Here is a 26452-nt window from a genome sequence, read left to right on the forward strand (position 1 = left end):
ACCATGAAGAAGACAATCTTGTTGCTTTGCCTCTTTTTGACCTACCATTTGTCCGGTAAAGCCCAGATGGAATCTATCGTTCATTCAGGGGAAATCGGCTTGTCGGTTGGTGCAGCCCATTATTTCGGTGATCTGAACCCGAGCGCCCATATCAACCGGCCTAAACTGGCTGTTGCAGCATTTTTCAGAAAGCAGTTCGGCAATTATATAGCAGTCAGGGTCCAGGGACAGTTTGCCCAGGTAGGGTATGCAGATAAGTACTATAGTGACAATGATTTTCAATACCATCGTAATCTTAGTTTCAATTCCAGTATCTGGGAACTGGGGTTAATGGGTGATTTTAACTTTTTCAAATTTGTTCCGGGTACTGCCGATCACCGGTTTACCCCATATGTGACCCTGGGCGTCAGTGCATTCAGCTATGACCCTTACGCTTACCTGAACGGAACCAAGTATTTCCTTCGGCCACTCGGTACGGAAGGGCAGGGAACTGCGGCCTATCCCGACAGAAAACCCTATGGCAGTATGGCTTTCGCCATTCCGCTGGGGGTTGGGGTAAAATATAATGTGAATGAAAAGATCAATGTCGGATTTGAGGTGTTGTACCGCTTCACAAATACTGATTATCTTGATGATGTGAGTACTACATATGTAGGTATTGATAAATTTCCTCCTTTGCCAGATAATAGTCCATCCGCCGCAGCATTGTTGCAGGATCGCAGTTATGAGGTTGGCGATCCGATCGGCATTGAAGGCCGTCAGCGCGGATATGCAAAACAAAAAGATCAGTTTGTAACAGCCCAGTTTACGGTGAGTTTCAACCTGACTTCCTATCGTTGTCCCTCGGCCAAACTCTGACAGGTGGCTCAACTCCTGAATTTTCGTACCTTCGCCCCCTGAAATTTGCGACTATGAGTTCGCTCAAAGCGAAAATCGACATGAAGAAACTGCCCAGGCATATTGCCATCATTATGGATGGGAATGGCCGATGGGCACAGGAAAAGGGGCAGGACCGCCTCTATGGTCATTATCATGCCGTTGAAAGTGTTCGCGATATTGTGGAAGGATGTGCTGAACTCGGTGTCGAATACCTGACCCTTTACGCTTTCAGTACAGAGAACTGGGATCGGCCTGCCAGTGAAGTCCAGGGGTTAATGGAACTTCTCGTTGATACTATCCGCAAGGAAGTGGAGACTTTGAACAAGAATAATATCAAGCTTCATGTTATCGGTGACATCAATATGTTACCGGAAACGCCGCGCCGCGAATTGCGGGAAGCCATAGACCTTACCTGCAACAATACCGGACTCAACCTCGTGATCGCACTCAGCTACAGCAGTCGCTGGGAGCTGGTGGAGGCCGTCAAGAAGATCGGCCAGGATGTTCAGGCGGGAAAGGTCGACCCTTTGCTGATCACACAGGATACTTTGCAGCAATACCTGTGTACCAGTGATTTTCCGGACCCGGAACTGATGATCAGAACAAGCGGGGAGTACCGGATCAGCAATTTTTTACTATACCAGCTTGCATACGCTGAGCTATATTTTACCAATGTACGATGGCCGGATTTCAGGAAGGAAAATCTTCATGAGGCGATTCTCGATTTTCAACAACGGGAAAGGCGGTTTGGGAAAACCAGCGCTCAGGTCAAGGAAGTCTCCCTTTAACAAAGCTTTTCGAACTAACCCCCTTAATTTGCCTACTTTATAAAACCAACTGATGTTTCGAAGATTACCCGTTGTTGCCCTACTGCTGCTTGTGATAGGATTGGAAGCAAAGGCGCAGCAACCTGATACTACTCGTCCCACGGCAATTGATCCCGAACTCGAAGCATTGGTCAATGCAAAAACTCCCAAAGAATATATCATCGCCGGTATCCAGGTTACCGGAACCAAATACAGGGATCAGTCCCTTTTACTTTCAGTTTCCGGTCTCGCTGTTGGAGACAAACTGGTAATTCCGGGCGGCGACAATATCAGCAAAGCGATCCTGAACTTATGGAAACAAAACCTGTTCTCTGATGTTCAGATCTTCTACACAAAAATTCAGGATAATAATATCTGGCTGGAGATACAGGTTGCGGAGCGCCCGAGTCTGAGTAGTTATACGTTTAAGGGTGTACGTAAGTCAGAGCAGGAAGACCTCGACAAGAAAACCGGACTAGTCAAGGGGCGGGTGATCACTGAGAACATGAAAAGAACTGCAGTTCAGAACATTGAAAAATATTACGTAGAAAAAGGATTCAGGGGTGCCAGAGTGGTCATTGATGAGAAACCGGATCCCGCATTCGCCAATACCACACAACTGGTTTTCAACATTACCAAAGGCAACAAGGTCCGCATCAACGATGTAAGTTTTTATGGTGATGAAAAGGTAAGCGAACTGAAGTTGAAAAAGCAGATGAAGGGCACCAAGGAAACCAGCCGTCTGACGCTTTACCCCAGCGTGGATTCCAGCAGCTACGGATCGAAGAAACGGATGTCTTACAGTGAATACATGAACGACTGGGGATTCCTGTCGCCCACCAAAACACTGAATTACCTCGATCCTTATTTCCGTTTCAAGCTATTCAGCTCAGCTAAATACAACGAGACCAAATACCAGGAAGACAAGGAAAAGGTGGTTGAATATTACAACTCACTTGGTTATCGCGATGCTGGTATCATCAGTGATACCATGTATTATACCGACAAGGGAAACCTCAATATTGACATCAAGGTGGACGAGGGGCGCCGTTATTATTTCGGTGACATTTCCTGGAAAGGCAATACAAAATACAGTGACTCCGTACTGACCCTGATGCTGGGTATCAAAAAAGGCGATATCTATAACCTCGAGACGCTGAACAAGAAACTGAAGATGTCTCAGGAAGGGGGCGATATCAGCGGATACTATATGGATGATGGTTATCTCTTCTTCTCCGTCGAACCGGTGGAAACGCGGGTGTATAACGACACCATCGATTTTGAAATCAGGCTCCGCGAAGGTCCCCAGGCGACCATTAAAAACGTGAACATCTCCGGTAACGATAAAACCAAGGAGTATGTGATCCGCCGCGAATTGAGAACAGTGCCGGGGGAGAAATTCAGCCGCAGCGATCTTATCCGTTCCAACCGTGAAATTGCCAACCTGGGATATTTCAACCAGGAGAAAATTGACATCAACCCGGTTCCCAACCCGGATGATGGTACCGTGGACATCAACTATAAAGTGGAGGAGAAATCGAATGACCAGCTGGAACTTTCAGCAGGCTGGGGTGGAGGGATTGGTCTTACCGGTACACTGGGTGTTACATTCAACAACTTTTCCATCCGCAATATCTTCCGGAAAGAAACCTGGGATCCGCTGCCCACCGGCGACGGACAAAAACTGAGCCTGCGCGTGCAGAGTAATGGCCGGCAATTCAGGTCCTATAACTTTTCCTTTACAGAACCGTGGCTCGGCGGAAAGAAGCGGAACTCATTTACGGTGAGCTATTACAATACGCGTTTCACCAACTCGTATAACCCGTATACCGGCACCTATGACCGTAAGGCAGGAGATACTTCCTATTTGCGTACACAGGGTATTTCCCTGGCACTCGGAAAACAGCTCAACTGGCCCGACAACTATTTTACGCTGGTTTACACACTGAGCTTTACACAGTATAAGCTGAGGAATTACCCCAACCTGTTCCCGGGACTGAACAACACTACTGCGCATAACGTAAGTCTGAAACTTGCACTGAACCGTTCATCCATTGATCAACCGATCTTCCCGAGAAGCGGTTCCAACTTCCTGGCAAGCGTACAGCTGACTCCTCCATATTCCCTGTTCGACCCAAGCCGGGTGACTTCTGCCAACCCGTATGAATTGCCGGAGTTCCACAAATGGCGCTTCACGGGCGAATGGTATGTTCCGATCGGTAAACCCATGGGCGCAGACCGCAGCAAACAGTTCGTGTTCAAAGCGGCAGCGAAGTTTGGATTTATGGGTCGCTACAATAAGGATCTCGACTATTCTCCGTTTGAAAGATTCCAGCTCGGAGACGCTGGTCTGACGAATAACTTCGGCCTGTTGGGTTATGATATCATTGCACACAGGGGTTATCCGATCTACGATAATTCGGATCCCACAATTAACCCCGATAAGTCACAGGCGAGCCAATTCTTTACTATATTCAACAAGTATACGATGGAGCTGCGGTATCCGTTCTCCACGAATCCCAACAGTACCATATTTGGTCTGGCCTTTTTCGAGGCTGCCAACGGATGGTACAATTACCAGGATTACAACCCCTTCCGGCTGCGCCGCAGCGCCGGTTTGGGTATGCGATTCTTCCTGCCGATGTTTGGTTTGCTGGGCTTTGACTATGGTATCGGATTCGACCGGATAACGCCGAACGGAAAACTGCGGGATGCCGCCAAGTTTACCTTCATGCTGGGCTTTGAACCGGAATAATGAACCGATAACGTATTTAAAAAATAAGTGATGAAAAAGATATTTCTCCTGTCCTGTTTCGTGCTGGCAGCCACTTTTGCGGTGAACGCGCAGCGTTACGCCATCGTGGATACAAAATATATCCTGGATAAGATCCCGGAATATAAGGAAGCCCAGGTGAAACTGGACCAGTTCAGCGAGCAATGGCAAAAGGAAATCGATACCAAACAGTCAGCGCTGGACAAGATGTATAAAGACTATGAGGCTGAACAGGTAATGTTGAGCGAAGATCTCCGTAAGAAGCGCGAGGATGAGATATTTGTTCGGGAAAAGGAAGTGCGGGATCTTCAGCGTAAGCGTTTCGGCTTTGAGGGAGACCTTTTCAAAAAGCGTCAGGAGCTCGTAAAACCAGTACAGGACAAGGTTTATGCGGCTATTCAGAAAATTGCGGTTGCCCGGATGTACGACTTTATTTTGGATAAAAGTGAAGGAATTACAGTTATATTTGCCGACCCCAAACTCGACAAGAGTGAGGATGTGCTGAAGGAGCTGGGTGTTAAATAAAAATAAAAACAGATTCCCTTAGACAACTGAAACCAAACTGAAAACAACTTTTAAGTAACAAACAAAAGCATGAAAAAAGGTTTAACTATTCTGGTAGTGGCTCTTGGTCTGGTAGCGCTGGGCAACAAGGCAAGCGCACAAACTAAAATTGGCTGCATCAGCTTCAACGAAATTGTTGCTGCTATGCCTGAAGCCAAAAAAGCTGACTCCGTTTTGTCACAATTCCGTGAAGCATTGATCGCCAGTGCACAGGATAAAGAAACAGCGCTGAATGAAGCCATTCAGAAATTCAATGCTGACTCTTCTAAAATGACTACTGCAGTGAAAGATGTTAAGCGTAAAGACCTGCAGGCTAAACTGACTGAATTGCAGGGCGAAGAGCAGCGTATTCAGCAGGAGCTCCAGAAAAAGCAGGAAGAGCTGAGCGGTCCTATCCAGAAGAAAGCAATGGATGCAGTGACTGCAGTTGCTAAAGAAGCTGGTTACACACACGTGTTCCCCAAAGAATACATGATCGTTTCTCCTCCCGCAGATGATCTGCTTCCCCTGGTTAAAAAGAAACTCGGGTTGAAATAAAAACTTTTCACAGGCTCTAAATGAACGCCGGGATAGCATCCTGGCGTTTGTTATTTTTGGCTCATGGCAACCAACTGTCCCATAGGAATTTTTGACTCCGGCTATGGCGGTCTTACCGTGATGAAGGAAATTGTGAAAAGACTTCCTGACTACGATTATATCTATCTGGGTGATAACGCCCGGACCCCGTATGGAAACAGAAGCTTTGACACCGTTTACCGGTACACCCTGCAGGCAGTCCAATGGTTTTTTGAACGGGGTTGCCCGCTCGTGGTGCTTGCCTGTAATACTGCTTCGGCAAAGGCATTACGGACCATCCAGCAAAATGACCTGCCAAGGATCGCACCTGACAGGAGGGTGCTGGGTGTCATCCGTCCGACTACCGAGGTGGTCGGCGAATACTCAAAAAGCGGGAAAGTCGGCGTAATGGCAACCAATGGCACGGTCCAGTCCGGCTCCTATCTGATTGAGATTGAAAAGTTCTTTCCGCAACTGGACGTTGAACAGGAAGCCTGTCCGATGTGGGTTCCGTTGGTGGAAAATGGCGAATACGATCATCCCGGCGCAGACTATTTCATCCGGCAGCATGTAAACCGCCTGCTCGGCAGGAGCCCGGAAATAGATACCATTCTGCTGGCCTGTACCCATTATCCGCTGCTTTCCCAAAAGATCCGAGCCTGTTTGCCGGATAAAGTGAAATTGATTTCACAGGGACCTCTGGTAGCTGCCAGTCTGGAGGAATATCTAGCCAGGCACCCGGAGATGGATCAACGCCTCACCCGCGGCGCATCCCGAAACTTCTTCACCACTGACGATACTACTGCCTTCAATCAACAGGCAAGAGTGTTTCTTGGAGAACCTATTCAATCACAGCGTGCCGACCTGGTCTGAACAGCAATCGTTAGGGTACCGGATCATAGCCGCTTCCGCCCCAGGGATGGCATCGCCCGATCCGCTTTATCGCCAGCCAGCCTCCTTTCCACAACCCGTACTTGCGAAGTGCCTGAAGGGCATAATGGGAACACGTCGGCGTATAACGGCACTTCGGCCCCAGCAAAGGCGAAATCCCCCATTGATAAATCCTGATGAGCAGAATAAACGGGGCAGCCAGTATGCGTTTAAAGGAACTCATGTAGGAGAATTGGAAATTTTCTTCAGTGCAGCCTGTACAGCGACATGACAGGATTCTTGTTCAGGCATCTCCCTCGCAGTGTAAATAAAAAACACCTGGAGCTGCATATTGTTCAGTTTCAAGTGATTAATTAAATCAAGCTGTTGCCGGCGAAAAGCTTCCCTGCAAATCCTTTTAATCCTGTTCCGGTCGACGGCACGTTTGAAGTAGCGTTTGCCAACACCAGTTCCGAAAAGTGCTCCCGCTTCTGCAGCAGGCACTTCTTTTCTCAGTAGAAAATAGACCCGGTAAGGTGTAACGTTAAATCGCACCCCCTTTTCAAATAGGGAATCGATCAGTTTCCGGTGTTTAAGCCTTTGGGATCTTCCAAGTGTCAGGCGGTTGATGGGAATAAGTTTGGTGTAAAACAAAATTAGCTCCAAACCGCTGACGGCCGGAGCTAATGTATTTTTATCGGATTCTCCCTTATGTGGGGATACCGGTTATTTCAGCTTCTTCTCTGAAGAAATGGTCAGCTTTTTACGACCCTTTGCACGACGGCTAGCCAATACTTTACGGCCATTGGCAGTTTGCATGCGCTTGCGGAAACCGTGAACGGTTTTGCGGCGGCGGCGGTGCGGTTGAAATGTTCTTTTCATTTTACTGTTTTTTTAGCCCTCAAAAAATGCCACCCGTGAGAAGCCAGGTGGTAAAATTCGCTGCACTTCGGGTCACCATACCCGCCGTGTCGTGAAAGGGACGGCAAAGGTAGGTAAAACTAAAGATTCAGGCAAATTACTGCTTAAGCATTTTTTCGAGCTTATCCAGCGTCTGGCGGGCATCATCCACGGTAATAAACTTGTATACTTCCGGCACATTTCCTTTACTATCAGGACTCAACGAAGCAGGCATGCCCCTGAAAGGGCCTACGATTATGGTGTTATCGTCACTGGTAATTTTTTTGAGGGAATTCGGCGCCAGGAAATGGTTTTTGCGGGCCGGGGTCACATTTGCTCCCTGGATCAGCTGTTTCAGGCTATCCATCCTTTCCATAAGCAGTTCCTGGGTGATATTTCCCTCCCGGGTAGCTTCACCGCCATAATTCTGAACACTGCCGATCAGGGTGTCTTTCTGAAGGTTCAGTAACCAGGATCCCGTTTCCGGTACCGGGTATTCTTTGCTGTCGTTGCCGCTTTTTACAGTGATTTTATCACCCGTAATGGTAAGTGTCGCTTCATTATGTTGTGTACCCGGTTCAAACTGCACTACATCACCGTTGGGAGTGATCTTGCCACTGGCCATCACAACAACTTTTTTGGTGGCAGGAGTGGAGCAGGCTGCCAGGAAGGCCACAGCAGCAGTGAAATAGAAGATTTTTTTCATGATATGGTGGTAATAAAAGATCCCGCTTACGCGGGATCCAGGTATTAAAGCAAAGGTTATTTTGCAGAAGAGAGACGCTCTGCCACTTTTGTCCAGTTAACAACGTTCCAGAAAGCTGCCAGGTAATCGGCGCGCTTGTTCTGGTATTTCAGGTAGTAGGCATGCTCCCATACATCAACGCCGAGGATCGGTGTACCCTTCACCTCTGCAACATCCATCAGGGGATTGTCCTGGTTTGGCGTTGAACTGATTTCCAGTTTCCCGTCCTTTACTAACAACCATGCCCAGCCGCTGCCGAAGCGGGTCATGCCTGCATTCGCGAATTTTTCCCTGAAAGCATCAAATGAACCGAATGCGCCATTGATAGCATCGGCAAGCGCGCCCGTCGGCTGGCCACCGGCTTTCGGTGCGAGACTTTCCCAGAAGAAGGTATGGTTCCAGTGTCCGCCGCCATTATTTCTGACTGCAGGGGAGATGCTGCCGGCTGCAGCTACGAGTTCTTCGATAGTCTTATTCTCATTGGGAGTGCCGGCTATCGCTTTATTCAGGTTATCTACGTATGCCTGATGATGTTTGCCATGATGGATCTGCATGGTCAGCGTGTCGATATGCGGTTCCAGTGCATCGTGTGCATATGGAAGCGCAGGAAGCGTGAATGCCATAAGATTTAATTTAAATGATATCCTGATTTGGAGTTCAAATGTATTATAAACACCGCGTTCCTCTAAAAGTTTTCCGGCTTCCGGAAATTGAACAAACTCCGGGCAGGCATTCATGCAAAGGTCAGACCACGCTTAAGGATGGCTGCAGAACCAGTTGATCTGGTCTATGGCATCATACCAGGTCAGCCAGTATTCACGTACATCAGCCTGTATCAGGGTGCCGGCGGAACGGTTGTAGAAAGTTTGTGTGCCATAACGGTTCAGGTCGCCGTAGAGGACGTCTCCCTGCAACGGGGTGTAACCCGACCAGATACGCAACACGGAATAGCCGTAATAGGTTTCCACTACAAAATAATCACAGTACCCGTCACTGTAGCGGACGCCACCCTTTTCGCGCGACAGCCAGTAAGATTCGTCTATCGCAGGGGAGGTGTATTCGCGCCGGCAGGAAGCAAGCAACAGCAAAGCGGGAAGCAGGAGGAGTAATATTTTTTTCATAACGGTTCGTTTTCCGTTGTATGACAGAAAGAATCCCTCCCGGATTAATAATGGATTGTTAATAGGGTCACCCCCTCCTGGCACGGAAAAAGTCTTTCATCAGTGCCGCACATTCCGCAGCCAGGATGCCTTTGGAGATGGTTGCTTTGGGATGAAAGGGCCAGTTATTGCCGGTGATCCTGGCATGACCGTTCTTTTCATCGTCGGCCCCCCAAACGATACGACTCAGTTTGCTCCAGTAAATGGCGCCTGCACACATCAGGCAGGGTTCAACAGTTACATAAAGACTGGCATCAGGAAGGTATTTGGCACCCAGAAAATTGAATGCGGAAGTCAATGCAATAATTTCAGCATGTGCAGTAGGATCGCTCAGTTTTTCCACCTGGTTATAACCCCTGGAAATAATCTTTCCGCCGGTAACTACAACAGCACCCACCGGCACTTCACCTTCTGCATAAGCTTTCTCAGCTTCCCGGAGCGCCTGTTGCATGTAATATTCATCCGACATCATGATGCCAAAAGTAAATATTTGAATTTTCTCAGCATACTGAACGGTCAGCCGCAGGTATAAGCCAGGTTGTCCATGTCTACACCCCGCGGTTCAAACGCATAACCTGCATAGGTGGCAACAATCTCGTCAAGCACTGCATCGATGCTTTCCAGGGTTTTTTCCGTCACCAGCTTTGCACGGAATTCCTTGATGTTAGGAAGGCCTTTCAGGTAGTTGTTGTAGTGCCTCCGCATTTCATTGATACCGGGCACAAGACCCTTCCAGGCAACAGACTGGTGGAGGTGCTTTCGGATTACCACCACCCTTTCTTCAATGGAGGGAGGAGCATGCATTTCACCGGTAGCGATGAAATGTTTTATCTCCCGGAATATCCAGGGATAACCGATGGCTGCCCTGCCGATCATGATGCCGTCTACCCCATATTTCTTTTTGTAGGCAACGGCTTTCTGAGGTGAGTCAATGTCACCATTGCCGAAAATCGGGATGTTAATACGGGGATTATCTTTTACCCTTGCGATCGGATCCCAGTTGGCTTCCCCTTTGTACAACTGGCTTCTCGTACGGCCATGTATGGCCAGTGCATGGATACCGACATCCTGAAGCCGTTCTGCAACTTCCATGATGTTGATGGAGTCATGGTCCCAGCCAAGCCTTGTTTTGACAGTAACGGGAAGCCTGGTAGACCGTACACAGGCTTTGGTTAACCGGACCATCTGGTCAATGTCTTTGAGAACAGCAGCACCTGCTCCCTTTGTTACAACCTTTTTTACCGGACAACCGAAATTGATATCCAGGAGATCAGGGTTAACGGTGTCGACTATCTGTGCGCTGAGCGCCATCGCTTCTTCGTCACCCCCGAAAATCTGGATGCCTACCGGGCGTTCTTCTTCGAAGATATCCAGTTTCTGGCGGCTTTTTATGGCATCCCGGATGAGTCCCTCGCTAGAGATGAATTCTGTATACATGAGATCGGCTCCGTTATCTTTGCAGACTGCCCTGAATGGGGGATCGCTGACATCTTCCATCGGAGCCAGCAACAGGGGAAAATCGGGCAGGGAAACGGAGCCAATTTTGATCATGCGCAAAGATAATGCATCTTGCAACAGTGATTACCTATTTGAAATACAAGCCGGCATGGCTTCAATTGGTGATTTTCGGCCTGATTACCTGTGGCACGACCATTATCGGTTCCAGTATTCTGGAGATGGTGGTTAATAGTATCTATGGGTTGAAGTCCACAGATTTTATCGAACCGGACCTGAAAAACATGCGGATCATTGCTGCATTACGGGCCAAACAGGCGTTCGGGACAATTTTCGTTTTCCTGGTTTCTTCCCTGCTTTTCGCCTATAAAAGTGATGAGCGCCCGCTGCAATACCTGGGCATACGGAAACCACAGCGGCCAAGATTCTGGCTGGTTGCGATATTGTTAATGCTTGCCGCACTGCCGCTCGCCAGCTGGCTCAATGATGTCAGCCACCAGCTCCATTTTCCAGCTTCGTGGCAATCCACCGAAAACGCTATCCGGTCGTTTGAAAAGAAGCTGATGGAAACGGTTAAGGCCATGTTGCATATGAAGGGACCCGGTGAATTTATGCTGATGCTCGTGATCGTTGCTGTCATTCCTGCTATATGTGAAGAGATCTTTTTCAGGGGTGTATTGCAACGGTTACTCATACAGGTTACGAAGCGGCCGGTCTGGGGAATAGTGATCACAGCATGCATGTTCTCGCTGTTTCACGGCGAAGTATTCGGATTTGCCGCCCGGGCATTTCTCGGCATCCTCCTGGGTGCATTATACTGGTACAGCGGTAGCATCTGGCCGGCTATAATCGGCCATTTTCTGCACAACGCCTTGCAGGTCACCCTGTTTTATATTAACAGCAATCTGGCTGACAAGGATTTCGACCTCCAGCCAGGCGTTATCATCGTCAGCGCAGTGGCGGTAGGTGCAGGTATCTGGTACATGAGAAGAATTTCTCATACACATTATGGCGAGATCTATGATACCGACGATGACCTTGTTTTACCCTCACCAAAAGACGAATAAGGGATATTATGGCCTTTAATTGGAAATCATTCTGGACACGAGCCCTGACGGCTTTGATTTTTGTTGCGGTGATGATGGGCGGTCTGCTGTGGAATGCAGAAGCTTTTTTTGTTCTTTTTTCCATTATCCATTTCGGCTGCTGGGCGGAATACCAGCGACTGATCAGCAGCATTGATGCCCGTTACAGGGAAATAACATCCTTTCACCGGTATGGCGTTATGCTCGCAGGCTGGAGCTTTATGATCTACTGCAGCCAGCTGTCCTTTCATGCATTTGGCTGGTGGCTGTGTCTGCTGTTCCTCTTTGTTCTGCCCATCACGGAGCTGCTGTTTGCAAAACAGATCGAACTGCGGCTGATCCGGTACTCCGCACTGGGTCTGGCTTATATTTCCCTGCCTGTCGGACTTTTATTATTGCTGCGCAACCACCACATATATGGTTATCAGCTGCCACTGGCGGTGATCTTTTCTATCTGGACAAACGACACGATGGCGTATCTCGTAGGATCCATGATTGGTAAAACTCCCCTCTCTTCCATCTCCCCCAAAAAAACCTGGGAAGGAACAATCGGTGGAATTGTATGTGCAGTGGGTGCAATGGCCGGCCTCGCCGCATGGCTGCATTTTCCCATTATCCATACAGCAGCCCTCGCAGCTATTGTAGCCATAACAGGAACATTCGGCGATCTGCTGGAAAGTAAACTTAAAAGAATGGCAGGCGTAAAGGATAGCGGACAGATCATGCCCGGACACGGCGGATTTCTTGACCGTTTTGATTCTTTGCTGATAGCCACACCTTTCGCATGGCTCTATACCGTAATCTTCCTCTGACCTTTTTGCGGAAGGCCACCAGCTGTTTAGTATCTTTGCCGAATGGAAAATCTGCTGGAACAAATCAAAGGATACAAAGAGGAAATAGCAGCAACACAGCAAAACGGCGCCGCAGCCCTGGAAACTTTCAGGATACGGTTTCTCGGAACCAAGGGAATTGTTAAAACCCTTTTTGCCGAAATGAAAAATGTGCCTGCTGAAGAGAAGAAGGCATTTGGTGCGATCCTCAATGAATTCAAGCAGTTTGCTGAAGACAAATACGAACAATGGAAGGCCGGTCTGGAATCTACGGAAGTCGAATCCGGCACGGCATTCGACTATACACTGCCGGGAGACCCTGCCCCGATGGGCTCAAGACATCCTATCAGCCTCGTAAAGAACGATATCATTGCTATCTTTCGCAGGCTTGGATTTTCGGTAGCGGAAGGCCCTGAAATCGAAGATGATTTTCACAACTTTACCGCACTCAACCTGCCGGAACACCATCCTGCAAGAGATATGCAGGATACTTTTTACCTCCACCAAAACCCCGACTGGCTATTGCGAACGCATACAAGCAACGTTCAGGTAAGGGAAATGGAAAAGGGAAAACTTCCCATCCGCGTGATCTGCCCCGGCCGGGTTTACCGCAATGAGACGATTTCCGCGAGAGCACACTGCTTTTTTCACCAGGTGGAGGGACTGTATATAGACGAGCATGTTTCCTTTGCTGACCTTAAACAGACACTTTATTTCTTCGTGCAGGAGCTTTTCGGCAATAACATCAGGATCCGCTTCAGACCATCCTACTTTCCATTTACTGAACCCAGTGCGGAGATGGACATCAGTTGCCTGCTGTGTCACGGGAAAGGATGTAATGTATGCAAGCATACCGGCTGGGTGGAAATCCTCGGATGCGGAATGGTTCATCCGCAGGTATTGGAAAATTGCGGCATCGATTCAAACAAGTACACCGGATTCGCTTTCGGTATGGGTATCGAACGCATCGCCATGCTGAAATATCAGATTAACGACCTTCGCCTTTTCAGCGAAAATGACATTCGGTTCCTCCAGCAATTCACCGGCAGTTTTTAACTAACCAAGCCTGCACCATGATCAGAACGATTTGTGTTTGCGGAGCGGGAACAATGGGGTCTGGAATAGCGCAGACCGCCATACAGCATGGATTCGAAGTGATCCTTTACGATCCCGATCCCCGTGCACTGGAGCGGGCCGGTGATCAGATCCGTCAGCAACTGCAGCAACTGGTTGACCGGGCGAAAATTTCTGACAGTGCACGGCATGGTATGCTGCATCACCTGCGCTTCGCCGATGATATAGCTGATTGTAAAGCTGATCTGATCATTGAAGCAATTGTAGAAATTGCTGAGGCCAAGGTTGATCTTTTCCTCAAACTGTATGCACGCAACGCTCCCGAAACCATCTTTGCGAGCAATACGTCATCATTGTCGATCGCGGCAATAGCAGCGCAGCTTCCGGATGCCTCGCGCTTTATGGGCCTCCATTTTTTTAACCCTGCAACGCACATGAAGCTGGTGGAAGTAGTGCGGCTGAAAGAAAGCAATGAAGGTACAGTGGCTAAGCTGCTTCAACTGGCGCGGGATCTCGGAAAAACGCCGGTCACCTGTTTTGATGCACCTGGCTTTATCGTCAACAGGGTGGCCAGGCCGTATTATATCGAAGCCCTGCGGCTGGCTGAAGAAGGTGTCGATCCGGAAACCATCGATCTGCTGATGGAAGCTGCCGGATTCAGGATGGGACCTTTCCGGCTGATGGACCTTATAGGCAATGACATCAATTACGCAGTTAGTTGCAGCGTTTACCAGCAACTCGGCGAACCTTCCCGCCTGCAACCTTCATTTATTCAGCAAGCCCTGGTCAATGAGGGGAAACTCGGCCGTAAATCAGGTGCCGGGTTCTATACTTATCATTCATGAATAACCCGATCATACTAGTTACCGGCGGTACGGGTTTTCTCGGAACCTATATTATCCGGGAACTCCTCCGTAAAGGATATACGGTAAGGGCAATTAAACGAGCATCATCAAAGTTGCCGGCATTCATCGATACGGCATCCTGGGAAGGGGTGGACTGGCACGAAGCAGATCTGCTGGATGTTGTTTCCCTGCAGGATGCTTTCGCTGGTGTTGATGCTGTCATCCATGCAGGAGCAGTAGTTTCTTTCAAGCCTGAAGATCGACGGAACATGTACGCCGTAAATGTAACCGGCACCGCCAACGTGGTCAATGTAGCCCTGCAGGAAAATGTCAGAAGACTGGTACACATCAGTTCTGTTGCGGCATTGGGAAGAACAGCAAACGGTGAAGTGGTGAACGAAACAAAAAGCTGGACGGAGAACAAACTGAATACCCATTACGCCATCAGCAAATTTCATGGTGAACTGGAGGCATGGAGAGGATTTGCTGAAGGCCTTGAGGGTGTTGTGCTCAACCCGAGCACAGTGCTGGGATATGGCGACTGGAACACCAGCAGTTGTGCGATTTTCCGGCAGGCCTACCAGGGAATGCCCTGGTACACCGAAGGGGTGAACGGATTCGTTGGCGTGGAAGACCTTGCCCGGGCAACCGTAGCGATGCTGGAGTCGCAGCAATCAATGGAGAGATTCGTGGTCAGTGCTGAAAACCTGCCATTCAGAACACTGATGACCTCCATAGGCAGGGAATTTGGCCAGCGACCGCCATGGCGGAAAGCTTCACCCGCAATGGGTGGCATCGCCTGGCGCCTTGAAAAACTACGATCGTTGTTTAACGGTCATACACCACTTCTGAGCAGGGAGACAGCCAGGATCGCGCAAAGCAAAACTTATTTCGATTCCGGCAAGCTTCTCACTACACTACCGGAGTTCCGGTTTACGCCACTGGAAAAGGTGATCAGGGAAAGCTGTTCGCGGTATTTGCAGCAGCTGAAAGCGTAAATGGCCTCTTTTTTGCAATTTCCATATACCAGTAACAAAAATTCAACGTTTCCTATCCGTTAAAGAAATGCCATGCGAAAATTCCTGTACCTTCTTTGCATAGTAGTTGCGCTCCCGTACTTCGTGTTTTCCCAGGAACAGTTTACGATCAGGGGAAAAGTACTGGACGCCGCTACCAAAGCACCACTCTCCGGCGCTTCTGTATTTTGCCAGAATACCACTTTCGGAGTGGTAACCAATGCTGATGGCGAATTCAGTCTCAGTCTTCCAAAAGGAGGCTATGATCTGGTCGTTTCCTACACGGGATTCCAGTCGGCCGAACAAAGAATCGGTGCCGGTAATACTGATCCGCTGGTACTGGAACTCAAAGCCAAAGACAAAAGCATGGAAGCTGTTACCGTTGCGGGCAGCAATGAGGTGCCGGATGGCTGGACAAAATATGGCGAGTTTTTCCGCGAGCAGTTCTTCGGATCCACTGCCAATGCACAGGAATGCAAAATCCTGAACCCCGAAGCGCTGCGTTTTTTTTACAGCAAGAAAAGGAACAGGCTGAAAGTATTGACAAAAGAAGAACTTAAGATCGAGAATCAGGCACTGGGATACCGTGTCCGCTACCAGCTGGATTCGCTGAGTTATGAATACAATACCCAGGTCAGCACATTTTCCGGTTATCCGTTTTTTGAAGCGATGACTGGCAGTACTGACCAGGAAAGCAAATGGAAAATCAACCGGCAAAAAGCCTACCGCGGCAGTAAACTGCACTTCATGAGGTGCTGGTATAACAAAACAATCGCACAGGAAGGTTTCGCACTGGAAAAAGTAAATCCTGATGCCAAGAGTTTTGAAGCAACCCCTATTGCCGATTATTATGATACCAGTTTTTACGGGATCGACAGCGGCGCAGCAGTGATCACCATGCCCGGCAAATACCGGGTGATATACCGGAAAGAAATGCCTGACGCCAGGTTCGTGATCGCCTATAAATTACCACCGCACATCCGTGTGCAGCTGAGCATACTCGATATCATGGATGAATTCGTGATTGAACAGAACGGATATTGGTATGAACAGTCGGATCTGATCAATACTGGTTACTGGAGTTACGAGAGAATGGCTGAAGCTGTTCCATACGACTACGTTCCTGAACCGAACTGATCTTTCACCTCAGGAGTTCATCACCTTTTGCCAGAGCTCGGGGATCCGCTTGATCCATACGAGCTCTCTTTTTTTGATGCTGGCATCTTCTGCAGGAGAACCGAAATAAATCTTGCCGGGTTCCACATCCACACCAACTCCCGATTGTGCATAGATTACTGCATTTTTCCCGATGGTGAGCGTTTTGTTTACACCAACCTGACCCCACAAGACAACGCCATCTTCAATAGTAGTAGCACCGGCAATTCCGACCTGGGCGGCAAAGAGGCAATTCCTGCCAACTATGGTGTCATGACCGATGTGAACCTGGTTGTCGATCTTGGTACCCCTGCCAATCACGGTATCATGGCTGACGCCCCGGTCGATGGTGCAACCGGCACCGATCTCCACCGCATCTTCAATCACCACACGTCCGCAACTTAACATTCTCCGGTACCAGTTTTCCCGGTCTTTTTTGGTGTTGTAGTAAAAAGCATCGGAGCCGATGACAGTACCGGACTGGATCACCACATCATCTCCGATCACACAATGTTCGAGTATGGTAACGTTGGGCTGGATCCGGCAATTGCGTCCGATGATCACATGCTCTCCGATAAAAACCTGCGGCGCGATATAGGTACCCGCACCAATCTTTGCCGTATCACTTACAGGTTTTACTGCTGGTTGAAACGGCCTGAAATATTCAACTATGGCAGTATATGCATCAAACGGCTGATTCACTACCAGCAAGGCTTTCCCTTCAGGTATGCTGACCTCCTTCGTGTTGATGATAATAAAACTTGCTGCTGATTGCAAACACGTGTTGTAGTACTTGGGATGATCAACAAAAGCAAGATCACCTGGTTCTACCCGATGTATTTCATTGATGCCGCCGGCCAGTGCATGTTCATCGCCGATGACTTCAGCGCCGATCAGTTCAGCAATCCAGGATAGTGCAACGGGAGTTGGAAAACGCATATTGGAAAATTTGGTCAAAGGTAGTTTCCACATCCCTAAAAAAAATGTGTATAAAAAACAGGTAAATATTTTTTTCGTTAGTAAAAATTCTTTTTAATATTGTGTAGGGAAATTTTGTTCCCTACTTACTAACCCATCCAAATAGCAAAGCTCGGTTTACTCCCGGGCTTTTTTTCTGCTCATGTTTTCCTACTATGTTCTATACAAACCTTATGAGGTGCTAACGCAGTTCAGTGCGGTTTCAGGAAAACGTTGCTTACAAGATATTCTGAAAGTGCCGTCTGATGTGTATCCTGTCGGAAGGCTGGATTACGATAGCGAAGGATTGCTGTTGCTGACCAATGATGCGGGCATGAATGCTGCCCTGCTGCATCCCCGGCGGGAACATTACCGGACCTACTATGTACAGGTGGAAGGATCACCTGATGACGAATCGCTTGCCCGGCTTTCAGCAGGCGTAACTATCTCGGTTGACGGCAGGAAACATCACACCCGGCCGGCCATAGCGCAACGCCTTCCCGCGGATCCGTCACTTCCTGAAAGAGTGCCTGCTATTCGCTTCCGCAAAAACATTCCCGCTACCTGGATCTCTCTTCAATTAACGGAAGGTAAAAACCGCCAGGTGCGCAGAATGACTGCAGCTGTCGGTTATCCTACCCTCCGGCTGGTGCGGTATGCTATCGGAGACCTGACGATCGAAGGCTTCGCATCCGGCGAATACAGAAAGTTTACCCCTGGGCAACTCCGGGAGTTGCTCTTCCGGAAAAAATAGCCCTTATTCATTACCTTGCTTAAAATACCGCTGCATGCTTAAATCAATGACAGGTTTCGGACGTTCAGAGAAAAACGTAGGGGACAAAACTTTCCTGGTAGACATCAAATCGCTGAACGGGAAGCAGTTTGATTGCTCGCTGAAAATGCCGGCATTTCTCAAAACATTTGAATTTGATATCCGTAAACGACTCTCAGAAAAATTGCAGCGGGGAACTATTGACTGCCTGATCAGCCTCAAACAGACCGGTTCAGCAAAACCCGTTTCCATCAATCTGTCCCTGGCTAAAGCATATTATGAACCCATTGCCGCATTGTCAAGGGAACTTGGCCTGGATGATTCACATATTCTCGGCAACATCCTGAAATTGCCCGAGGTGATCACACCTACTTCAGATACACTTACTGAAGAAGAATGGGAAGCTTTCAAGGGCATCATCGACGAAGCGGCCGATGACCTGATCAGCCATCGCTTTGAAGAAGGCAAAGTACTGGAAGAAGACCTGCTGACCAGGATTGCCAATATTGAAAAACAACAGGCGGTGGTTGCAGCCCTGGAACCGCAACGGCAGCAGAAGATCCGGGAAGGCCTGGTGAAACTGCTCGAGGAAAACGTCGGCAGCGACAACTACGACAAGAACCGCCTGGAACAGGAAATCATTTACTATATCGAGAAAATTGACATTTCGGAAGAACAGGTCAGGCTTAAAAACCATTGTGATTACTTCAGAAGCATGCTGAAGGAAAATTCAAATGAGATCGGAAAAAAGCTGTCTTTTCTGCTCCAGGAAATCGGCCGGGAAATCAACACCACCGGTGCAAAAGCCTATGACTCCACCATTCAGCAGGCAGTCGTGCTGATGAAAGACGAACTCGAAAAAGCCAAAGAACAGGTGTTGAACGTTTTATAATTTACCATATGCGCGCCTTACTATCCTATTCAGTGCTGCTTACCGTACTTGCCCTTTCTGTTGCTTCCTGTGAAAAGGTGGCAGTGTTTGAAAAAAATGAAATGATACCAGGCCACCAGTGGTCCGCCGGTTTCAAGCCCTCTGTGCAGTTCAATATCGATGATAGTACTTCCCGCTATAATCTTTTTGTGGTGTTGCGTCACAGCGATGCTTACCGTTATAACAATCTCTGGGTAAATATCCATACTACCGCACCGGGAGATTCAGCGGCCAAGGTCCAGGCGCTTGACCTCACCCTGGCGAATAACGAGAAAGGATGGCTGGGAACCGGCATGGATGATATCTATGAGCACCGTATACGCATCACCCAGGATGCCGTGACCCTGAAGAAAGGACTTTACCAGTTCCAGCTGGAACAGATCATGCGGGACGACCCGCTGGCCAATGTTTACAATGTGGGCATCAGGGTTGAAAAAGCAAATCCATGAAGCGGCTGCGTTTCCTGCCGCGACAAAAGCTGGCGGTTGCCACCGCCATCTACTGGTTCCTCCTCCTGTATATCATAGCCGCCCTCTTTTTCTGGTACATCAGGCTTCAGCAACAGAACCAGCAGATGGCCAGTTATAAACTGCTTGAACTTGTTGCGGATGATCCGAAATACATCGGCAAAGTAGAGACCATCCAGCAGGAAGCCGACCGCAAAGCCTACCAGTATCGGGGCGAAGGCATTACCTTTCTCGCCATTATCCTGGTAGGCGCAGTATTCGTATTCCGGGCAGTTCGCCGCCAGTTCAAGGTGGCTGCACAGCAACACAATTTCATGATGGCGATCACCCATGAACTGAAAACGCCGATTGCTGTTGCCAAACTGAACCTGGAAACACTGCTGAAACACCGGCTGGAAGAATCCAGGCAGCAGAAGATCCTGCAGATGACCCTGCAGGAAACCAACCGCCTGAATGACCTCACCAACAATATTCTCATTTCTTCCCAACTCGAAGCTGGCGGTTACCAGAAAGTTCAGCAGGAAGTTGACCTTACCGAACTGGGCAACAAAATGATACAGGAAATGCGGCAGCGGTTTCCTGATAACCAGTTCAATTTCGAGGCACCACCCGACCTTTCCATCAAGGGCGATCCGCTGCTGATCCGGATCCTGATCAGCAACCTGCTGGACAATGCCGTGAAATATTCACCCCGCGGGGCAGTAGTGGATACCGTTATGAAACAGACCGGCAAACAGGTGGTCATCGAAGTCAGGGATCCCGGCCCCGGAATTCCTGACGCCGAGAAACAGCGTATTTTTAAAAGGTTCTACCGGATCGGGAACGAAGAAGTCAGGAAAGCAAAAGGCACCGGCCTTGGCCTTTACCTTTGCAGGAAGATCGCCGCTGATCACCACGGCACTGTTGCCGTAACGGACAATACTCCTGCCGGCGCAATATTTACCATCACCTTACCTTCATTATAATGGCAGATAAAAGGTCAATATTACTGGTTGAAGACGAGGAGAATCTCCATGAGTCCCTGCGCCTTAATCTCGAACTCGAAGGGTATGAGGTAACAGGAGTATTTGACGGCCTGGCCGCCATCAAAGCAATCCAGCAGGAATATTTTGACCTGCTCATTCTGGATATCATGCTCCCCGAAATGGACGGACTTGCCGTGATGGAAACAATCCGAATTCAGAATAACCAGGTACCGATCCTGATTCTCAGCGCCCGGAACAATAGTGCTGACAGGGTACTCGGATTAAAAAAAGGAGCGGACGACTACCTTACCAAACCATTCGACCTCGAAGAACTGCTCCTGCGGGTGCAGAAGCTGATTGAGAAAAACAAACGGCTGCAGGACAAAGACAATGTGGGTGATGTGTATGCATTCGGCGATAACCGCGTAGACTTTGCTGCACAGGAAGCCGTAACCGGGAAAGGAGAGCGCATTCAGCTCAGTAAGAAGGAAGCCATGTTGCTGAAGCTCCTGTTTGAAAATAAAAACGAGGTGGTGACCCGGGAAAAGATCCTTCAAACGGTTTGGGGCTATAACGTTTATCCCACTACGAGGACCATCGACAATTTTATTCTGAACTTCCGGAAGTACTTTGAATCAGACAGCAGGAATCCGCGTTACTTCCACTCGGTGAGAGGCGTTGGCTACAAGTACACGGAACTGTAAGATCAGACTTCCGCAATTTTACCCAGCAATGTCGCTGCTGTACCGAGCAAAGCCGGATCTATCCGGTGAGCGGACGGGGGTAGGTACAGGATCCAGTCACAAGTTTTCCAGCAACCTTCCAGTGCCGCCAGATCGCCGGCATCCATGCCCCGTTTTGCCAGCATGGCAAGCGCAACGGGCTTTTGCTGAGATGAGCCGGGGAGGTCGAGCCGTGCAGCCACTGCTTCCCATAATGCCAGCTCTATGGCGTGGTAATAGGCAGTAGCATCTTCCCGCTCCATTGCCTGCCGCGCATGGATCAGCGGATCCCGGATTTCAACAATAACCGGTACCGCATCGGCTGCCCGTTCAGGGGCTACAGGTTCTGCGGCTGAACGTTGAACACGCCGCCTTTTCCTGACCAGCAAAACCAGGCCCGCAACCAGTAAGGCTGCTGCAGAAATGCCCCCGGAATAAAGCCACACTTTCCGGGATTTCCCCGCAGGCGCCGCAATTACTTCATTGGACTGTTTGCGGTGCTGCGGCTCCCCAACAACAAGGTAAACGCTATCTGTATGAAGGGAGTGGTATCTGGCTGAAACCGGGTCAAAATAACTGAACTCAATTGCAGGTAACAGGATCTTGCCGGAAGAATCAGGTGTGATACTATAAGTGAAAATTTTGGTGCCGGTCATCGGCGCAACTGATTTGTCGAGGGTTTCCTTAACCTGCGGGTCAAGTGAATGAAATCCTGTGGGCAGCGACCAGGCTGGAGCATTGATGAGGGGAAGATTTCCCTTTCCTTCAATACTGAGTTCATATTGTGCGGGTTCTCCGGCGGCCACGGCCGTATCCACCAGGCGCCCCTTCAGATCGAATTTACCTACAGCGCCGTTGAAACTGGCGGGCGCTCCCGGCGGTAGCGGTTTGATGTGGATTTGTTTTGCCTCACTGGAAAGCGTAACCTGGTGCGTCTCCGTCACACCACGCCGGGAATCAAACAGGTTGTCGAACATCTCCTCCAGCGGTGATTGATTGGTACGGTCTTTTTCGACTGGAACCATTCGGGTGAAGGAGATCCGGTTATCGAGGATTACCGGCTCCAGTTCAAAATCACCTTCCTGTAACGGGATCAGCTGCGTTTTACGAATGATGTGGGTCATGAATGTTTTGCCATTCAGGGTTTCGACATCCGGACCAAGTTTTTCCGGCTCAATCATATCATAAACGCTGAAACCATTGAGCGAGGGACGCTTGGTAACCCTTGACTCCGATCGCAGCCTCGTGAACAATTTGTAGGTAGCCACGATAGGCTCACCGATAAAAACTGATTTTCTGTCCAGTTCCAGTTTGACGAAAAGGTTCTTTTTTATTTTTTCAGCAGCATCTTCTTTCTCCTCCAGCTGGTAATCTTCTTCAGGCTGTTGCCGGAATAGGGAAATACCGGGGTTGCGTGGATAGGGATTTGGCTGCGCCCTCACGGCATCCGTCACTTCAATCACTACACGGTTGGAGGTCACGTTTTTTCCGTCGATCATAGCCGTGGCTCCGGGCAGCTGGAGCCGGCCCTTTTTCAGCGGCATCAGCACATAGGTATAGGAGAGGTAATTGCTGTACTGACCGTTGGTAATGATATTGCCATCTGTTTTGATTGGTCCCTGTACAACTTTAAAATCACGGAAAGCCGGCAGTTTAAACTGACCAACAGACTGCGGGTTTTCAATCATATAACTGACCTGCAACGCTTCATTCTGACGAATGCTGAGGCTGCCCGGAATCGTGTTGAATTTTGCCTGCCCGAAAACGCCGGAAACAATGGCAAGCAAAATAGTCCCTATGAAAATTTGACGAACACCCACTGGATCGGATTGTAGTTAAAGATCGCCCAATTGCGGACGTAAAACAATATCTTCTACACAAGCCCGGTCAGTAAGTGTACTGGCGGCAAAAACCATTGTTGCGATATCGCTTGCTTCCATCAGCCTGTTGCGGTCTATCCCGGCCCCTTCCCAGGAATCGGTATAGGCCGCTCCGGGTATTACAGCGGTTACGCGGATACCGAATGGTTTCATTTCTTCCCTGAGATTACGGCTGAAGCCCAGCAGTGCATGTTTGCTGATGCCATAGGCGCCGCCATTGTGGTAGGCCTGCATACTGGCGATCGAACAGATGTTGAAGATCATGCCTGATTTCCGTGCCATCATGGCTGGAAGCAGGTAGCGGGTCAGGTGATACGCACTCAGCAGATTCTGTTGCAGCATTGCTTCCAAGGCACCATCCGGTTCATTATGAACCGATCCTGGTATGAACTGACCGGCATTGTTGACAATGATGTCTGGAATGCCCTGTTCCAGCACCCACTCCGCAAATTCTTTTATGTCATTCGGAACGGAAAGATCAGCCGGCCGCGCTTTCCATCTTGTTTGTGGAAATGCTTCCTGCAGGTCCTGCAAGGCACGGTACAGGTTCGTTTCACTCCGGCTGCAGAGCAGCAGGGTGTTTTCAGGGGACGCAAACTTTTCCGCTATGGCTTTTCCGATGCCCCGGCTGGCACCTGTAATGACGATAAGCATGCCTAAAGGTAAGCCTTATACGGCTTGCCCTACTGCCTTCCTTTTTCTCAGTTTGGTGAACATGATGCCACCGCTGCCTGCAACCAGTGCTGCAAGCCCGATCCAACCCAGGTGAACTGCCGTTGACGGAAGACCGTTAGTTTCGGATTGATAACCGGCAACCATCTCTGGCATCGTCCATGTACTGGCGGTATCTGTGCCCGGTTTGAAATCGGCATAGGATTGACCTTGCGCAAAGCGTGTCTGGGCAATTATCGCGGGTAGTTCCTGTTTGATGGCGGCCAGCTGATCCATCGTGGCTACCGCATTGATCTTGATCACACCATTTTTACCCAGGAGCCGCAGGTTATAGTTGAGGATCTCCTCTTCTGATCCGTTTGCACGGATCCTGCTGGCCCAATACAACGCTTTTTTGAAGGAATCATAGTAAGGAACCATTACCCAGCCGGTAACTTTCATGGTATTGTACCCCATTTCTTCCCGTACCACATTACTTTTTTTCATGTTGTCTTCCAGTGTTTCCAGTAATTGGTTATGGTCGAGTTGAATGTTTTTGCTGTCTGTGATATACCCCACATTGCTGTAACTGATTACAAAACTGTGATCGTTATCCAACCGGGTAGCTTCAAAACCGGTCCTTACCAGCATACCCGCAACGTCCATGTCCGGCATATTGCCCCATATTTCCTCGAGGATGAACCTTGCCTGGTCGCCGGCAATAAAGTAAAACCCTTCCGGAACAGTAAGTTCGACGGCACCATCGGCAAGCTGGACCTTACCGGTATAAAACACTAATTTCCTGTCGATGGAATCAAGCTCCCTTTTGAGTCTGGGAAGCAGGGCGGATGCCTCTTTCGGCTCACTGGAAACACTGTCAAGGGGATCTGCTGAACTGGAAAATGCAGCAAGCAGGAACAGACCTGCCAGTACGGGTACACGCATGTTTTTCGGTTTAGGGTATTCAGGACTGCCGTCAATATAGGCAATCATTTTAACGCTTGCAATATCTTTGCGGAAATATGAAACAATATCAGTACCTGTTCTTTGATCTTGACCATACACTCTGGGATTTCGACACGAACGCGCGTCAGACTTTAGCCCATCTGTATGAAGAATATACCCTTGAAGCAAAGGGGGTTACCGATTTCGCTCAGTTTTACCGCCAGTATATGGCGCACAATGATAAATTATGGGAACGCTACCGGAATGGCTTTATCAAAGTAGATGAACTGCGCTGGAAAAGAATGTGGCATACCTTACTCGATTTTAAAATCGGCGACGATAAACTGGCCCGCCGGATGAGCGACACTTTTCTTGAATTGTTGCCGACCCGCAGGGCAGTTTTTCCACACACCATCGAATTGCTCAGTTATCTCCGTGACAAAGGGTATCAGTTACACTTAATCACCAATGGTTTTGAAAAAACGCAACGCAGTAAATTAAAGTATGCAGGTCTCGATGGTTTTTTTGGAAAGATGATCACTTCCGAAGGCAGCAACAGCCTTAAGCCGCATCGTGAAATTTTCGACTATGCATTACAGGAATCAGGTGCCACTGCGGCAACCAGCATTATGATCGGTGATAATATCGAAGTAGACATTATCGGCGCCAGCAATGCAGGTATCGACCAGGTTTTTGTGAACCACCTGAATGAGGTGCCGACATTTCGCCCCACCTATACCGTCAGCAACCTGAAAGAAATGGAGCTGATTTTCTGAGTATAGCCGAATCGTCAGAGTGTAGCCAGAACTGTAACCCCCCCCTGCACCATCTGATCAAGCTTTACATCTACGGCAGTACCCACCGGTAACAGCACATCCACGCGGCTTCCGAACTTGATGAAACCGAGTTCATCATTCTGCTTCACTTTCATTCCCGGTTGCAGATAGTTGACAATGCGTTTGGCTAAGGCGCCGGCAATCTGCTTCACCAGGATCTCGGTATTTCCCCTTTTCAGCACAACACTGTGCCGTTCGTTTTCAGTAGATGACTTAGGGTGCCAGGCAACCAGGTATTTGCCTTTATGGTATTTGCTGTATACCACATCACCGGTAACAGGGTTGCGGTTTACGTGCACATTGGCAGGACTCATAAATATGCTGACCTGAAGTCTTGGTCCATTAAAATATTCAGTATCGTGTATTTCTTCTATAACCACTACTTTGCCATCAGCCGGACAAATTACCTTATTGTCGCCGAAGGTCATGTTGCGGTTGGGAATCCGGAAAAAAGAAAGGATAAAGAGCAACAACCCAAAAGTCGCCACGAGGATCAGCCAGCTCAACCAGGGCAATGCAGCACTGATGAAAAAGAAAGACAGGATGTTCAGCAGCGCGAAAACCAGTGTAGCAATAGCAATGGATTTATAACCTTCCTTATGTATGGTCATGTT

31 protein-coding genes are annotated in these 26452 nt (G+C 48.9%); 18 read left to right on the forward strand and 13 right to left on the reverse strand.

Translation table 11 applies throughout. The features are described from left to right. Nucleotides 1-3 precede the first annotated feature (3 nt). The 6 genes from porG to murI all read left to right on the forward strand — a co-directional run bounded on the left by porG (nucleotide 4) and on the right by murI (nucleotide 6450). Nucleotides 4-858 carry a type IX secretion system protein PorG gene (gene porG, locus FPE01S_RS09510; protein WP_046368440.1) on the forward strand — a complete coding sequence of 285 codons (855 nt, stop codon included), beginning with the start codon at nucleotides 4-6 and terminating at the stop codon, nucleotides 856-858. Between the two features lie 53 nt (nucleotides 859-911). Continuing rightward, nucleotides 912-1667: an undecaprenyl pyrophosphate synthase gene (gene uppS, locus FPE01S_RS09515; protein ID WP_046368441.1), complete on the forward strand. Its 756-nt coding sequence runs from the start codon at nucleotides 912-914 to the stop codon at nucleotides 1665-1667. A gap of 52 nt (nucleotides 1668-1719) precedes the next feature. Further along, nucleotides 1720-4440 carry a BamA/OMP85 family outer membrane protein gene (locus FPE01S_RS09520; protein ID WP_046368442.1) on the forward strand — a complete coding sequence of 907 codons (2721 nt, stop codon included), beginning with the start codon at nucleotides 1720-1722 and terminating at the stop codon, nucleotides 4438-4440. Nucleotides 4441-4470: 30 nt separating this feature from the next. Further along, nucleotides 4471-4983, forward strand: a complete 513-nt coding sequence (locus FPE01S_RS09525; protein WP_046368443.1) for an OmpH/Skp family outer membrane protein — start codon at nucleotides 4471-4473, stop codon at nucleotides 4981-4983. 69 nt (nucleotides 4984-5052) lie between these two features. Then, nucleotides 5053-5559: an OmpH/Skp family outer membrane protein gene (locus FPE01S_RS24810; protein ID WP_052955650.1), complete on the forward strand. Its 507-nt coding sequence runs from the start codon at nucleotides 5053-5055 to the stop codon at nucleotides 5557-5559. Nucleotides 5560-5622: 63 nt separating this feature from the next. After that, nucleotides 5623-6450, forward strand: a complete 828-nt coding sequence (murI, locus tag FPE01S_RS09535) for a glutamate racemase (RefSeq protein WP_046368444.1) — start codon at nucleotides 5623-5625, stop codon at nucleotides 6448-6450. Between the two features lie 10 nt (nucleotides 6451-6460). Here the strand turns inward: murI and yidD are convergent, their stop codons facing one another. The 8 genes from yidD to dusB form a co-directional block, all read right to left on the reverse strand. Next, on the reverse strand, nucleotides 6461-6691 hold the full coding sequence (gene yidD / locus FPE01S_RS09540; RefSeq protein WP_046368445.1) for a membrane protein insertion efficiency factor YidD: 231 nt from the start codon (nucleotides 6689-6691) through the stop codon (nucleotides 6461-6463). Beyond that, entirely contained in the window at nucleotides 6688-7101 is a 414-nt protein-coding gene (gene rnpA / locus FPE01S_RS09545; RefSeq protein ID WP_052955651.1) for a ribonuclease P protein component, read from the reverse strand. Before rnpA ends, yidD begins: the two co-directional genes overlap by 4 nt. A gap of 72 nt (nucleotides 7102-7173) precedes the next feature. Further along, a complete protein-coding gene (gene rpmH / locus FPE01S_RS09550; RefSeq protein WP_046368446.1) occupies nucleotides 7174-7329 on the reverse strand; it encodes a 50S ribosomal protein L34 in 156 nt (51 codons plus the stop codon). A gap of 136 nt (nucleotides 7330-7465) precedes the next feature. Next, complete coding sequence (locus FPE01S_RS09555; RefSeq protein ID WP_046368447.1) at nucleotides 7466-8053, reverse strand: putative periplasmic lipoprotein; 588 nt, start codon at nucleotides 8051-8053, stop codon at nucleotides 7466-7468. Nucleotides 8054-8109: 56 nt separating this feature from the next. Continuing rightward, complete coding sequence (locus tag FPE01S_RS09560; RefSeq protein WP_046368862.1) at nucleotides 8110-8715, reverse strand: superoxide dismutase; 606 nt, start codon at nucleotides 8713-8715, stop codon at nucleotides 8110-8112. 132 nt (nucleotides 8716-8847) lie between these two features. After that, entirely contained in the window at nucleotides 8848-9213 is a 366-nt protein-coding gene (locus tag FPE01S_RS09565) for a hypothetical protein (protein WP_046368448.1), read from the reverse strand. Nucleotides 9214-9280: 67 nt separating this feature from the next. Next, nucleotides 9281-9724 (reverse strand): nucleoside deaminase, encoded by a 444-nt coding sequence (locus FPE01S_RS09570; RefSeq protein WP_281176193.1) that lies wholly within the window; start codon nucleotides 9722-9724, stop codon nucleotides 9281-9283. Nucleotides 9725-9768: 44 nt separating this feature from the next. Then, nucleotides 9769-10803, reverse strand: coding sequence for a tRNA dihydrouridine synthase DusB (gene dusB, locus FPE01S_RS09575; RefSeq protein ID WP_046368449.1), 1035 nt, complete (start codon nucleotides 10801-10803; stop codon nucleotides 9769-9771). 11 nt (nucleotides 10804-10814) lie between these two features. Here dusB and FPE01S_RS24815 point away from each other — a divergent pair, with 11 nt between their 5' ends. The 6 genes from FPE01S_RS24815 to FPE01S_RS09605 all read left to right on the forward strand — a co-directional run bounded on the left by FPE01S_RS24815 (nucleotide 10815) and on the right by FPE01S_RS09605 (nucleotide 16694). Further along, nucleotides 10815-11774, forward strand: coding sequence for a CPBP family intramembrane glutamic endopeptidase (locus FPE01S_RS24815; RefSeq protein WP_052955652.1), 960 nt, complete (start codon nucleotides 10815-10817; stop codon nucleotides 11772-11774). Between the two features lie 8 nt (nucleotides 11775-11782). Then, nucleotides 11783-12604 carry a phosphatidate cytidylyltransferase gene (locus FPE01S_RS09585; RefSeq protein WP_046368450.1) on the forward strand — a complete coding sequence of 274 codons (822 nt, stop codon included), beginning with the start codon at nucleotides 11783-11785 and terminating at the stop codon, nucleotides 12602-12604. Nucleotides 12605-12646: 42 nt separating this feature from the next. Next, nucleotides 12647-13678 (forward strand): phenylalanine--tRNA ligase subunit alpha, encoded by a 1032-nt coding sequence (gene pheS, locus FPE01S_RS09590; protein ID WP_046368451.1) that lies wholly within the window; start codon nucleotides 12647-12649, stop codon nucleotides 13676-13678. A 17-nt stretch (nucleotides 13679-13695) separates the two neighbouring features. Further along, on the forward strand, nucleotides 13696-14541 hold the full coding sequence (locus FPE01S_RS09595) for a 3-hydroxyacyl-CoA dehydrogenase family protein (protein WP_046368452.1): 846 nt from the start codon (nucleotides 13696-13698) through the stop codon (nucleotides 14539-14541). Next, nucleotides 14538-15539 (forward strand): SDR family NAD(P)-dependent oxidoreductase, encoded by a 1002-nt coding sequence (locus FPE01S_RS09600; protein ID WP_046368453.1) that lies wholly within the window; start codon nucleotides 14538-14540, stop codon nucleotides 15537-15539. The genes FPE01S_RS09595 and FPE01S_RS09600 overlap by 4 nt, the downstream gene beginning before the upstream one ends. 72 nt (nucleotides 15540-15611) lie before the next feature. Further along, a complete protein-coding gene (locus FPE01S_RS09605) occupies nucleotides 15612-16694 on the forward strand; it encodes a carboxypeptidase-like regulatory domain-containing protein (protein ID WP_083990197.1) in 1083 nt (360 codons plus the stop codon). A gap of 9 nt (nucleotides 16695-16703) precedes the next feature. Here the strand turns inward: FPE01S_RS09605 and FPE01S_RS09610 are convergent, their stop codons facing one another. After that, nucleotides 16704-17651 carry a UDP-3-O-(3-hydroxymyristoyl)glucosamine N-acyltransferase gene (locus FPE01S_RS09610; RefSeq protein WP_046368865.1) on the reverse strand — a complete coding sequence of 316 codons (948 nt, stop codon included), beginning with the start codon at nucleotides 17649-17651 and terminating at the stop codon, nucleotides 16704-16706. A 181-nt stretch (nucleotides 17652-17832) separates the two neighbouring features. On the opposite strand from FPE01S_RS09610, the gene FPE01S_RS09615 reads away from it, so the two are divergent. Genes FPE01S_RS09615 through FPE01S_RS09635 form a run of 5 tightly spaced genes read left to right on the forward strand, consistent with a single transcriptional unit; the run spans nucleotide 17833 to nucleotide 21508 of the window. After that, nucleotides 17833-18423 carry a pseudouridine synthase gene (locus tag FPE01S_RS09615; protein WP_046368455.1) on the forward strand — a complete coding sequence of 197 codons (591 nt, stop codon included), beginning with the start codon at nucleotides 17833-17835 and terminating at the stop codon, nucleotides 18421-18423. 34 nt (nucleotides 18424-18457) lie between these two features. Then, complete coding sequence (locus FPE01S_RS09620; protein ID WP_052955653.1) at nucleotides 18458-19333, forward strand: YicC/YloC family endoribonuclease; 876 nt, start codon at nucleotides 18458-18460, stop codon at nucleotides 19331-19333. An 8-nt stretch (nucleotides 19334-19341) separates the two neighbouring features. Continuing rightward, on the forward strand, nucleotides 19342-19821 hold the full coding sequence (locus FPE01S_RS09625) for a gliding motility lipoprotein GldH (protein ID WP_046368457.1): 480 nt from the start codon (nucleotides 19342-19344) through the stop codon (nucleotides 19819-19821). Continuing rightward, the gene (locus FPE01S_RS09630) at nucleotides 19818-20804 is read left to right on the forward strand and encodes a sensor histidine kinase (RefSeq protein WP_046368458.1); all 987 of its coding nucleotides are present in this window, start codon (nucleotides 19818-19820) and stop codon (nucleotides 20802-20804) included. Before FPE01S_RS09625 ends, FPE01S_RS09630 begins: the two co-directional genes overlap by 4 nt. Then, nucleotides 20804-21508 carry a response regulator transcription factor gene (locus FPE01S_RS09635; RefSeq protein WP_046368459.1) on the forward strand — a complete coding sequence of 235 codons (705 nt, stop codon included), beginning with the start codon at nucleotides 20804-20806 and terminating at the stop codon, nucleotides 21506-21508. The genes FPE01S_RS09630 and FPE01S_RS09635 overlap by 1 nt, the downstream gene beginning before the upstream one ends. A gap of 2 nt (nucleotides 21509-21510) precedes the next feature. On the opposite strand, the gene FPE01S_RS09640 is transcribed toward FPE01S_RS09635, so the two are convergent. From FPE01S_RS09640 to FPE01S_RS09650, 3 genes are read right to left on the reverse strand one after another with little or no spacing between them, the layout of a single operon-like run. After that, entirely contained in the window at nucleotides 21511-23346 is a 1836-nt protein-coding gene (locus FPE01S_RS09640; RefSeq protein ID WP_083990198.1) for a BatD family protein, read from the reverse strand. A 15-nt stretch (nucleotides 23347-23361) separates the two neighbouring features. Next, complete coding sequence (locus FPE01S_RS09645) at nucleotides 23362-24060, reverse strand: SDR family oxidoreductase (protein ID WP_046368461.1); 699 nt, start codon at nucleotides 24058-24060, stop codon at nucleotides 23362-23364. Between the two features lie 15 nt (nucleotides 24061-24075). Next, nucleotides 24076-25002 (reverse strand): DUF2167 domain-containing protein, encoded by a 927-nt coding sequence (locus FPE01S_RS09650; RefSeq protein ID WP_169749151.1) that lies wholly within the window; start codon nucleotides 25000-25002, stop codon nucleotides 24076-24078. Nucleotides 25003-25079: 77 nt separating this feature from the next. On the opposite strand from FPE01S_RS09650, the gene FPE01S_RS09655 reads away from it, so the two are divergent. Further along, nucleotides 25080-25778, forward strand: a complete 699-nt coding sequence (locus FPE01S_RS09655; RefSeq protein WP_046368463.1) for a YjjG family noncanonical pyrimidine nucleotidase — start codon at nucleotides 25080-25082, stop codon at nucleotides 25776-25778. A 14-nt stretch (nucleotides 25779-25792) separates the two neighbouring features. On the opposite strand, the gene FPE01S_RS09660 is transcribed toward FPE01S_RS09655, so the two are convergent. Then, a complete protein-coding gene (locus FPE01S_RS09660; RefSeq protein WP_046368464.1) occupies nucleotides 25793-26449 on the reverse strand; it encodes a phosphatidylserine decarboxylase family protein in 657 nt (218 codons plus the stop codon). Between the last annotated feature and the right edge of the window lie 3 nt (nucleotides 26450-26452).

The sequence above is a fragment of the Flavihumibacter petaseus NBRC 106054 genome (assembly GCF_000974785.1).
Lineage (GTDB): Bacteria > Bacteroidota > Bacteroidia > Chitinophagales > Chitinophagaceae > Flavihumibacter > Flavihumibacter petaseus.

Coding starts and splice junctions, on each gene's coding strand:
- porG (WP_046368440.1), top strand. CDS start 4: ATGAAGAAGACAATCTTGTTGCTTTGCCTCTTTTTGACCTACCATTTG.
- uppS (WP_046368441.1), top strand. CDS start 912: ATGAGTTCGCTCAAAGCGAAAATCGACATGAAGAAACTGCCCAGGCAT.
- FPE01S_RS09520 (WP_046368442.1), top strand. CDS start 1,720: ATGTTTCGAAGATTACCCGTTGTTGCCCTACTGCTGCTTGTGATAGGA.
- FPE01S_RS09525 (WP_046368443.1), top strand. CDS start 4,471: ATGAAAAAGATATTTCTCCTGTCCTGTTTCGTGCTGGCAGCCACTTTT.
- FPE01S_RS24810 (WP_052955650.1), top strand. CDS start 5,053: ATGAAAAAAGGTTTAACTATTCTGGTAGTGGCTCTTGGTCTGGTAGCG.
- murI (WP_046368444.1), top strand. CDS start 5,623: ATGGCAACCAACTGTCCCATAGGAATTTTTGACTCCGGCTATGGCGGT.
- yidD (WP_046368445.1), bottom strand. CDS start 6,691: ATGAGTTCCTTTAAACGCATACTGGCTGCCCCGTTTATTCTGCTCATC.
- rpmH (WP_046368446.1), bottom strand. CDS start 7,329: ATGAAAAGAACATTTCAACCGCACCGCCGCCGCCGCAAAACCGTTCAC.
- FPE01S_RS09555 (WP_046368447.1), bottom strand. CDS start 8,053: ATGAAAAAAATCTTCTATTTCACTGCTGCTGTGGCCTTCCTGGCAGCC.
- FPE01S_RS09560 (WP_046368862.1), bottom strand. CDS start 8,715: ATGGCATTCACGCTTCCTGCGCTTCCATATGCACACGATGCACTGGAA.
- FPE01S_RS09565 (WP_046368448.1), bottom strand. CDS start 9,213: ATGAAAAAAATATTACTCCTCCTGCTTCCCGCTTTGCTGTTGCTTGCT.
- FPE01S_RS09570 (WP_281176193.1), bottom strand. CDS start 9,724: ATGATGTCGGATGAATATTACATGCAACAGGCGCTCCGGGAAGCTGAG.
- dusB (WP_046368449.1), bottom strand. CDS start 10,803: ATGATCAAAATTGGCTCCGTTTCCCTGCCCGATTTTCCCCTGTTGCTG.
- FPE01S_RS24815 (WP_052955652.1), top strand. CDS start 10,815: ATGCATCTTGCAACAGTGATTACCTATTTGAAATACAAGCCGGCATGG.
- FPE01S_RS09585 (WP_046368450.1), top strand. CDS start 11,783: ATGGCCTTTAATTGGAAATCATTCTGGACACGAGCCCTGACGGCTTTG.
- pheS (WP_046368451.1), top strand. CDS start 12,647: ATGGAAAATCTGCTGGAACAAATCAAAGGATACAAAGAGGAAATAGCA.
- FPE01S_RS09595 (WP_046368452.1), top strand. CDS start 13,696: ATGATCAGAACGATTTGTGTTTGCGGAGCGGGAACAATGGGGTCTGGA.
- FPE01S_RS09600 (WP_046368453.1), top strand. CDS start 14,538: ATGAATAACCCGATCATACTAGTTACCGGCGGTACGGGTTTTCTCGGA.
- FPE01S_RS09605 (WP_083990197.1), top strand. CDS start 15,612: ATGCGAAAATTCCTGTACCTTCTTTGCATAGTAGTTGCGCTCCCGTAC.
- FPE01S_RS09610 (WP_046368865.1), bottom strand. CDS start 17,651: ATGCGTTTTCCAACTCCCGTTGCACTATCCTGGATTGCTGAACTGATC.
- FPE01S_RS09615 (WP_046368455.1), top strand. CDS start 17,833: ATGTTTTCCTACTATGTTCTATACAAACCTTATGAGGTGCTAACGCAG.
- FPE01S_RS09620 (WP_052955653.1), top strand. CDS start 18,458: ATGCTTAAATCAATGACAGGTTTCGGACGTTCAGAGAAAAACGTAGGG.
- FPE01S_RS09625 (WP_046368457.1), top strand. CDS start 19,342: ATGCGCGCCTTACTATCCTATTCAGTGCTGCTTACCGTACTTGCCCTT.
- FPE01S_RS09630 (WP_046368458.1), top strand. CDS start 19,818: ATGAAGCGGCTGCGTTTCCTGCCGCGACAAAAGCTGGCGGTTGCCACC.
- FPE01S_RS09635 (WP_046368459.1), top strand. CDS start 20,804: ATGGCAGATAAAAGGTCAATATTACTGGTTGAAGACGAGGAGAATCTC.
- FPE01S_RS09645 (WP_046368461.1), bottom strand. CDS start 24,060: ATGCTTATCGTCATTACAGGTGCCAGCCGGGGCATCGGAAAAGCCATA.
- FPE01S_RS09650 (WP_169749151.1), bottom strand. CDS start 25,002: ATGCGTGTACCCGTACTGGCAGGTCTGTTCCTGCTTGCTGCATTTTCC.
- FPE01S_RS09655 (WP_046368463.1), top strand. CDS start 25,080: ATGAAACAATATCAGTACCTGTTCTTTGATCTTGACCATACACTCTGG.
- FPE01S_RS09660 (WP_046368464.1), bottom strand. CDS start 26,449: ATGACCATACATAAGGAAGGTTATAAATCCATTGCTATTGCTACACTG.